Origin of the sequence: Microcoleus pseudofavosus SVA1_A4 (assembly GCF_036700565.1) — a bacterium.
Lineage (GTDB): Bacteria > Cyanobacteriota > Cyanobacteriia > Cyanobacteriales > Microcoleaceae > Microcoleus.
Genome location: NZ_JAUBPE010000139.1, coordinates 1 through 8083, shown reverse-complemented (window position 1 = coordinate 8083; position 8083 = coordinate 1). Strand labels below are relative to the sequence as shown.

General features: G+C 45.3%; 10 protein-coding genes. 2 read left to right on the top strand and 8 right to left on the bottom strand.

Features of this window, described 5'->3' with window-relative positions; all coding sequences use genetic code 11:
* The 8 genes from QUA02_RS32395 to QUA02_RS32360 all read right to left on the bottom strand — a co-directional run.
* The coding region (locus tag QUA02_RS32395; RefSeq protein ID WP_333033823.1) for a hypothetical protein at positions 1-534 on the bottom strand (534 nt) is incomplete at its 3' end.
* Positions 535-714: 180 nt separating this feature from the next.
* Complete coding sequence (locus tag QUA02_RS32390; protein WP_333033822.1) at positions 715-1914, bottom strand: hypothetical protein; 1200 nt, start codon at positions 1912-1914, stop codon at positions 715-717.
* Between the two features lie 8 nt (positions 1915-1922).
* Entirely contained in the window at positions 1923-2306 is a 384-nt protein-coding gene (locus QUA02_RS32385; RefSeq protein WP_333033821.1) for a hypothetical protein, read from the bottom strand.
* 2 nt (positions 2307-2308) lie between these two features.
* Positions 2309-3319, bottom strand: a complete 1011-nt coding sequence (locus QUA02_RS32380; protein ID WP_333033820.1) for a hypothetical protein — start codon at positions 3317-3319, stop codon at positions 2309-2311.
* Between the two features lie 6 nt (positions 3320-3325).
* Entirely contained in the window at positions 3326-5017 is a 1692-nt protein-coding gene (locus QUA02_RS32375) for a hypothetical protein (RefSeq protein ID WP_333033818.1), read from the bottom strand.
* Between the two features lie 3 nt (positions 5018-5020).
* Positions 5021-5497 (bottom strand): hypothetical protein, encoded by a 477-nt coding sequence (locus QUA02_RS32370; RefSeq protein WP_333033817.1) that lies wholly within the window; start codon positions 5495-5497, stop codon positions 5021-5023.
* A 5-nt stretch (positions 5498-5502) separates the two neighbouring features.
* Positions 5503-6096: a hypothetical protein gene (locus QUA02_RS32365; protein WP_333033816.1), complete on the bottom strand. Its 594-nt coding sequence runs from the start codon at positions 6094-6096 to the stop codon at positions 5503-5505.
* A complete protein-coding gene (locus tag QUA02_RS32360) occupies positions 6093-6593 on the bottom strand; it encodes a hypothetical protein (protein ID WP_333033815.1) in 501 nt (166 codons plus the stop codon). The genes QUA02_RS32365 and QUA02_RS32360 overlap by 4 nt, the downstream gene beginning before the upstream one ends.
* 56 nt (positions 6594-6649) lie before the next feature.
* Here QUA02_RS32360 and QUA02_RS32355 point away from each other — a divergent pair, with 56 nt between their 5' ends.
* Complete coding sequence (locus tag QUA02_RS32355; protein ID WP_333033814.1) at positions 6650-6985, top strand: hypothetical protein; 336 nt, start codon at positions 6650-6652, stop codon at positions 6983-6985.
* The gene (locus QUA02_RS32350; RefSeq protein ID WP_333033813.1) at positions 6985-8001 is read left to right on the top strand and encodes a hypothetical protein; all 1017 of its coding nucleotides are present in this window, start codon (positions 6985-6987) and stop codon (positions 7999-8001) included. The genes QUA02_RS32355 and QUA02_RS32350 overlap by 1 nt, the downstream gene beginning before the upstream one ends.
* The last annotated feature ends 82 nt before the right edge of the window (positions 8002-8083 follow it).

Sequence of the window (8083 nt, the reverse complement as noted above, 5' to 3'; positions counted from 1 at the left end):
GTTGTCGCCACCGCCAGGGCCTGCTGCTGAGAAAAATGTTGCTTTTGCTGGGACTGGAGTAGATGCGCCCCATACCAAAGTCGGTAAATCTGCTGCGGTTGCGATTTCCACGCCTAAAGCCGTTAAAGTTGCCTGGGTGATTGTGGCGATCGTTTCGTTCGGGATATTCCAGGCGTACTTGATACCTCTCACGGTTACATATACAGTAGTTGCCCGCGTTCCAGAAGTAGGAACTAATCCGCGTCTTTTTGTAGACTTTTGTACTTGCCATCCGGCTGTTTTTGCAGCAGCAATCACCGCAGCAGTTGCCGCAATGAAACTAGAGTTCCAGCCATCCGCCGTTAAGATTCGCGCACGCCTGGGCTTGGGGCTGTTGCCACCTTGAAATGCTAGAGCAGGCATTACCGCAGGTACAACCGTGTGACCGAGCGCTGTCCTGGCTACGGCGTCAACGTTGGTCTGAAAAGCATAAATTAGTCCGTTTTCTAAAGGCACTGATACCAATACCTTGTTGTCATATTTGTTTAACGGCATAAATACCTCATTGCATACTACTTACGATATACAGGCTCTTAAGGGGTGTCAAGGGCTGAACCGCTTTTGGAGTAAGGATTTTAGGTGTTGCAAGTTTTGTAGGAACATTTAAGTGTTCCGAAATCGTAATTAACGCCTGTAAAGATTTTTATAAATTTTTGTTGGATAACTTTTTGGATCTCATTGCAAGCGCTCGTCTACTCGCGTACGGGACTGTCGAGACACCAAAACCAAAGTTTCCTTAGTCATGGGTAGAATTAGTTTTGCCCAACGAAAAGTTATAGATCCGGTTTGTCTTTGGTTGGCAAGTGCCTTGTCTTCGTCAATAACTTTTTTAATGGGTGCGGTAATGGGGTATTTTTTAGCGGGGTTCCGCGACGCTCCAATTCCCATATAAATCTCATCAAAAATATGATTTTGGATTTTCAAAACATCCTTAAACACTCGTTCCGCCTCCGATGCCGAGTTTGCAAGCAGCCAAAGCTTGTAACCTAGCGGCCAGTTATTGTAGGTGTAACTGCCCCGACCGCGGGCGATTGCGTAGGGTTTGTCCGGTACGGGATTAAAGACGCGCTCTATCGCCTTGGCATAACGTTTGATATCTGCCAAGGAAATTACGGATTTATCGGGAAGCAAGCCTTGATATTCAATTTGATCCATCAGTCGAAAACTAATTTCGGATTCCAAGGGGGTGCCACCGCGTCCGCTGGCGGGAATTTCCCTAAAATAGAGCGAAATGTAGGGATGCTTCGACAACTGCGAAATATCCGATGTCAAACGCGGCTTGCCTGCGGACGCTTCGCCACCGCCCTCTTTCTGATTCCACCAGTTGAGGATTTCTCGTGCAATATCTCGCCACGATCCGGTAAATATCTGCCACTCGTTTTTGCGTTTGCGATCGGGCAGTAACTGTACGACGTTAAAATCCCACGCGACGGCCGCTTTGTCCGGCTTCATCACTATAATTTGCGGGCGATTTTCTTTCGATACTCCCGGCCAAGGCTCTTTGGCTCGCATTTTCTTGAGTTCCGCCGAACCTTGAAAACTGGGGAAACCATTTTCAAATTCTTTTGTCCACACCGAGAAGTTGAATGGCCCTAGTCCTCTTGCTCCAAGCAATTGATCGAGCGCCCGGAGCATTGAAGATTGCAGCGCGATTTGAGCGTCGTTGCCGGCAATAGTTAACGGTGGCTCGTCATCCAAACGGCCGAAATCTAGAGAGTAAACATCAAAATACGATCGCTCTTCATAATTCGCGGGAATCGGCCGCCCCTCGATAAAGGTGGGGGCTTCGCGTTTGTTAACTTCTTCCGCAATCTTTCGCTCAAACTTGCTGTAATCTTGCGGATCGCTACTTCCCTTGGGTGGGGGTGTTGCCATATTTTCCTCTAAGTTTTAGCTTTAGGTTTGTAGACAATTCGCCCCTCGATCGATATCTTTTTTAGTCGCGGGCGATTTGTCCAAGCTTCCCCGAAGGCGTCTTTTCCTTGAATCGATTTATTGGGGGATAATTGAGAAGTTTGGGCAAACCCATTATTGAATTGCTCTACATAAGCTTCCATATCTCCTACGCCCGTCGCCAAACGAATTTGGCGGCGGGTATTGACATCTAAAAATGCCGTCAATCGAAGCTCTTCCTCAAATTGAGTATTTATCCAATTATCAATATTTTGCCCAATTTGTTGATTGCTCAACAATTGCCCGTTCTGGGTCAGGCGCGGGTAGCGCTGACCCGCTATAGGTACTCTAATCCTTGGACTTCTTGGAGCCATATTTACGAAATAGGTTGCCGAACCAATTCTGGCAAAAATTCTTGAATTGATTCGCCAAAGCTTTCTAAGGAATTTTCAAGCAAAGCTGCGATATCTTTATTTTTAACGGCAATCGCTTCTAGTTTTTTATTGATGTACAAGCACGGACTCCACGCCGGCTGACCTTTCTCGCCCCAAAGCGCGACGGTTTTGGCTCCGCCCGGTATCAATTTAATTAAAGGGTGATTCGGATCTTGTTTCGCGATTGCCTTTAACCACTTTCGCGTACTCCGATAAAATATTTGCCCCATCATTCTCAAACCTGTGAAAAAGGCAGTCCGCGCTAGGCTCCGAACCTGTGCCATTAGCTGAGTGCGCGCTTCTTCGTTGAGCGCGCGAAAAACAATACCTATTTTTGTCACATTGATTTGCACTCGCGGGATTCTAAATACTCCGCCGCTGAGGAAACTAGCTAAACCAGCGCCTATCATTTGCCCCGCACTGGCATACAGCGAAGTAATAGATCCTTCTAGTTGTTTCTCGATTTGTTCGTCGGTTTGATTGAAGTTGAACGCGTAGCTCAGTTGTTGGAACCTGAGCATTCCCGTAATTACTTCGGGCCCTGCACCTAATAGCACTCCGCCTCCGACGAATAGAGCCGAAAGAGCGCCAAATATAGCCAAGCCTTTGCCTTCGTTGGTAGTGGTAAGCTGTCCCAAGCTCTTGCCCGCCACTTCTATCAAGGAGCCAATTCGTTTTTTAACTTCTTGTTTGCCTTGCCCCAGTAATTCTCTAAGGTTTCCCATAATTGCACTACCAATTTCTTTGGGCAAGTCGCTTTTTAGGGCTTTCGTTATGAATGCTTTAAAATCCTCAAAACCTTTTTTTAGGTCAAATTGAGGGATTTTAAACCAGCTAAATGTTCCTTTAATTTTAGCTATCCAACTCTCATCTACAGTGCCGTAAACAGTGACCGCACTGCTACTCTGCGAAGCGTTAAACTTGACATCTTTTTGAACTGGTTTGGTGGTCATAAGCTCCTACTTGTTTTTTAATTTTTCTAAGTCCATTCTAATCAGCATCAATATATCAAATATATCTTGCTTACCCGTAAATGTATCTACCAAAATTGGGTTTTCTCTAATTTTTAGGAATTTGGGAAGCATTGCCTCCGTGCTCATCTCTGTATTTGCATTTATTCGATTGTCGATCGCGTTTGACTCGTTAGCCTGCTTACCAAATCCTTTACCTGGCGGCATTTCTTTTGCACCGGTGCCAGCAGCGATATTGAAAGGAGTTGTCAGGGTGGTTTCCGTAGGCTCTGTCTCCCCCCCAATCATATCCTTCAGGCTCTCCACCGTACCAGTCACTTGAGCTAAATTGAAAGACTGCTGTACGCTCAACCATGCTAATCGGTAGAGGAAATTGGTCAGCGTGTCCACGTCCGCATTTGCGTCCCAGACCTGAGCCATCAAAGCTTCAAACGCTTGTGTCACGCTAGGGAATTGATTGGTGAGGGATTGGTCACCGGCGATCGCGTTGTTGATATCTTTTATGCTCAACTTGGGCGGGTGGATGCCGAGGTGATCGATCTGTTGGGCGATCGCCCGAAGCAAATTCGGGTAATCCATAATTATTTCTTCGCCTTGCCCCCCCGGCATCCGCCACGACCAAGGGAAGGTCATTTTGCCGGCAAGGATTTCTTTGCAGGCTAAAACTTCCTTAATATCTTCAATATCGGCGGCTAAGGCTTCGCAACATGATTCTGGCATAGGTGGTTGGTTTCCGGCTGAGGGGGAAGGTATAAAAGATTGAGGAATTCCAATTTTCTTAGGTAAGCCGGGAGTACCAGAAGAGAAGTAGTTGCACGGTATCTCATATGCTGACAAATCCCAAATCTGGCCAGCAGGTCGCCATTGCTGGATATAATTTTTAATGTAGGCTCCTGTATTAAATAAGTCCCAAGGCATCAATATTTGTTCATTATATTTATATCCCCCGGGTATGTGAATTTGCAATTTGCCATTAATGGAAGCCCACGCCTTGAAATTAGCTTTGTATTTTTTAAATTCGTTAGGGTAAAGATAGGCTTGACTTAGGGGAACGCTGGGTGGATCGTGAAATTCTATATATGCAGGCGTTCTTTCATAAGGCAAAGCTTTGTCTACTTTTGCGTAAAATCTATTTTGATTGTTTATCCATACCCCACCCCCATGAATATCGCTAGCCGTTGATGCGCGTTGAAAAATATTAGGATCTGGTTCCCACTTGAATTCGTTTTGAATATATGCGTGCCACAAAAAAACCACGTGATAGCATTTATTGTCCTCAAGGAAAGGGGTAACTTCTTCCGCTGGCAATCCTAAATTTTTATTTGTAGTCCCTCCTGTAGAAGGAGTAGAAGGAGGCTCGGGCTTACACCCGGGATCGGGGTAAACGTGGCGACCTACAACTTGTCCCCACATTTTGCGAGTTTCCACAACCACGCAATCCCGCGCCTCCACTATTACCTCAAGTCCTCCAAAATTGTAGTGAATTTTTCCACCTTCACGACCCCACACAATTTTTTGTCCGCCAATTCCAATTACAATCCCGCCGCCGTAATCGGTGCTAATCCCGAGTTGGCCGATACCAACGTTAAGCCCTAATTCAATTCCGGTGGGCGTTGCACCGACAGTCCCCCCACTTCTTCCCGTTCCCCTAGTTGCCGTGGTGGCTCCAGTTCCTTTCATGTTTTAGCTATTTAAATAAATTTGAATTTGATTAGAGAAACGGGTCATTATTTCATTCAAGAATTCTTCACGAACGACATTAACAAATTCTTGGTAAACCAAAGGCGATATCTTGAAAACTGCACTTTTATTCCAATCCGCATAATGCTGTAAAGTTTCCCGTGAAAATTCTTTTTCATCAATGTAGGTTTTAGCTATTTTTCCCAAACTAATATCATCTAATTGGTTGAAATATCCCGATCTCCTGTTCTCATTCGTTAAAAGTGTTTTTTGTTTTCCTTCTATATTGGTTATTTTTGCTTCTGTTTCGTTCAACCGCTGCACCAATTTTCTGTAACTTTTGGTCAGCCTAAAATTTTTAACGGCTTGACAGCTAACAAATTCAGACAACGCGGTTAAATGTTCGTCAAAATCGTATTTTTCGCCAGTATCTAGGCGACACTGTATTTGTCCGGTTTGTGAGTCTTGTTCAATTTTCATAACAATTACAGCGTAATAAAAACGCGATAACAACCTCGAATAGTCAATATATCTGTCCCTGTTATTGGCAGCTCAATTCGTCTGCTAATGTTTTTTTCGCGAAACCTAACGGCTAGTTGGGTTGTCGGACCGAACATATCAATTTCTCCTTGCGTGAGAAAAGGATTTTTTAACGGTGCGTAATTGAAGATATTGCCATAATTATACAAGTCTTCAATTCCAATAATTTTCCAAGTATCGGCAGGTGTTTTGCGTTGAAGCATCGTTAATTCAAACTTCTTGAAACTTCGCGACAACACCTTAGAAGATGTTAACTTATCATTTTGCGTTGAATTGGCTTTTGTTTCCGGCGCTGTTGCTTCTGGTAGGCTACTGGCGTAATAATTTAAAGCTAGATTTTCCATAAAAAACTGCCAGCCCGGTTTTTGATAGAAAATTGGCGGGGGGTTTATCGTTGTGGACAGTGCTGCATATTGAGTAATCCACGCACAATAATTTGTATAAACTTGCGCGCAATCCAAAATAATTTGAGGGGTTGACACACCTTGAAGATCGAGCAATATATCATCTGTGTACCCCCTCCCTTCGCAATCATTCATAATAAATACGCCCTAGCGGTATCCTGAACGCTACCGTTAGGCAGTAAAATTGTTTGGTAAGGGAGTTTGAATGTTCCTTCCCATATCAATTGATTGGCGTTGTAAGTTGCAGTAATATACTCTAATTTATCAGGATTATACTCCGAGGTATTATTTTGCCTTTGAACAAGCCAAAGCAAAACTTCGAGAGTGTACGCTTCAGGGGTAGCGCCAGAGAATGTTCCGCCTGTTCCAGGAACAAAGGTAAGCCCTTGATAAATTGAACCCGCCACCATCCCTAAAGGTTTAGGAGTAAAAATGGCTGGAATTTTCCAAGTTCCTTCAAAAAATTTATTGTCTGTATCGGTATTCTTTGTTCCCGTAAAATATTGTTCGTCATTGGGATTGACAGATTTATTGTCCTCCTGATACTGCCACCAACTTAGGGACTGAAAGGCGATTTTCTCTCCGGTATCACCTGTAAATGTGCCCCCTTCTGATGGTACAATCTGAGCCATACTTTTAAAACATAAATGGTATCCTAATAATATCCTAATTTAATAAATAAGCAAACATGGGCTTAGTACGCACATTCACTCAGCAACAGCAGCAGACTCGACTGCCTAATACGGCAACACCCACTAATCCCTCGGTAGGTACCGCGCCCAGCGTTATTGGGGGCGATCGCACGCAGTTGAAAAATCGATGTACCTTCACGGTGTACAATTCCGGCTCTCTTCCGGTAATTCTGGGACATGGAAACACCGTTTCGCCGACTACCCAGATGGCGAGGTTGGAGCCTACGGACTTTTACTATGAGGAACCTATGGCTTGCTTTCAAGGGCCGATCGCAGCAATGGCGATCGGCGGGAGTACGAATATAAATTGTGAAGATTTAACAATTATTTAATGCCAGTAATAAGGAAGTACCAATCAGCTTCAAACGCGGCAATTCCCGACGAAATAGCCCGCGACATTGAGGTGGTAGCAGCGCTAGACGCACACGTATCGGCTTTGCACCCCTCACAAGTTTTTGGCTTTGGGCAGGGCGTAAGCACCGAAAATGTTTTTAATTTTGGTAGCGGTTTTTTGGACTGCCGAAATGGTGGTGGAACTTTTCCTCCCAACATGGGACACATTCAGGGTTTCCAGGCCCGATTTGCCTATACAGAAGGCAAATGGGGTATGCAACTTGTTACTCAAAATAACACCAATAACGAGTGTTATTTTAGAACTGTAAACTGGGATGTTTGGGGGCCCTGGAGACGGATCTGGAACGATGGGAACTTTAATCCTGCTCAATATTTGCTGCAATCCGAAGGCGATGCCAGATACCGACAATCTTCGGTAGCGCTTGCAGATGCGGATATTCCTGCGGCGATCGCTCGCGACGCCGAAGTAACGGCAGCGGTGGCAGCTCACGCCGCAGCATCCGATCCGCACGCTCAATATTTGCTGCAATCCGAAGGCGATGCCAGATACCGACAATCTTCGGTAGCGCTTGCAGATGCGGATATTCCTGCGGCGATCGCTCGCGACGCCGAAGTAACGGCAGCGGTGGCAGCTCACGCCGCAGCATCCGATCCGCACGCTCAGTATTTACTGCAATCCGAGGGCGATGAGCGGTATGTACAATCTCTTCGGGCAATTTATACCAGCAACTGTCCAACATCTGCCAATAACACAACTTCTATTCCTCATAAGTTGGTAGTAGCTCGCATTACAAGTTTTACTGCGTTTGCCACACTTTACGCAGGGACAATAAACGAAATAAGAATTCAACCCGGTGGAGGAACTCCGACTTGGATTGGCCCAAACTTTTATTACACTGTCGATATTGGCTGGTCCTATATCAACATCCGTTCAAGTATGAATAGCGCCGGGGTTGCCGGGGCGCCCGTAACAGTTGTCGTAGATTATATTTAATAAAAATTCGTAATCGAACGGTCGTGGGTTCAAATCCCACCATCGGCTTTGAGTTTCAGACGCTACCGAAACTCAAGGCGCG

Coding starts and splice junctions, on each gene's coding strand:
- QUA02_RS32380 (WP_333033820.1), bottom strand. CDS start 3,319: ATGACCACCAAACCAGTTCAAAAAGATGTCAAGTTTAACGCTTCGCAG.
- QUA02_RS32370 (WP_333033817.1), bottom strand. CDS start 5,497: ATGAAAATTGAACAAGACTCACAAACCGGACAAATACAGTGTCGCCTA.
- QUA02_RS32355 (WP_333033814.1), top strand. CDS start 6,650: ATGGGCTTAGTACGCACATTCACTCAGCAACAGCAGCAGACTCGACTG.
- QUA02_RS32375 (WP_333033818.1), bottom strand. CDS start 5,017: ATGAAAGGAACTGGAGCCACCACGGCAACTAGGGGAACGGGAAGAAGT.
- QUA02_RS32365 (WP_333033816.1), bottom strand. CDS start 6,096: ATGAATGATTGCGAAGGGAGGGGGTACACAGATGATATATTGCTCGAT.
- QUA02_RS32360 (WP_333033815.1), bottom strand. CDS start 6,593: ATGGCTCAGATTGTACCATCAGAAGGGGGCACATTTACAGGTGATACC.
- QUA02_RS32350 (WP_333033813.1), top strand. CDS start 6,985: ATGCCAGTAATAAGGAAGTACCAATCAGCTTCAAACGCGGCAATTCCC.
- QUA02_RS32385 (WP_333033821.1), bottom strand. CDS start 2,306: ATGGCTCCAAGAAGTCCAAGGATTAGAGTACCTATAGCGGGTCAGCGC.
- QUA02_RS32390 (WP_333033822.1), bottom strand. CDS start 1,914: ATGGCAACACCCCCACCCAAGGGAAGTAGCGATCCGCAAGATTACAGC.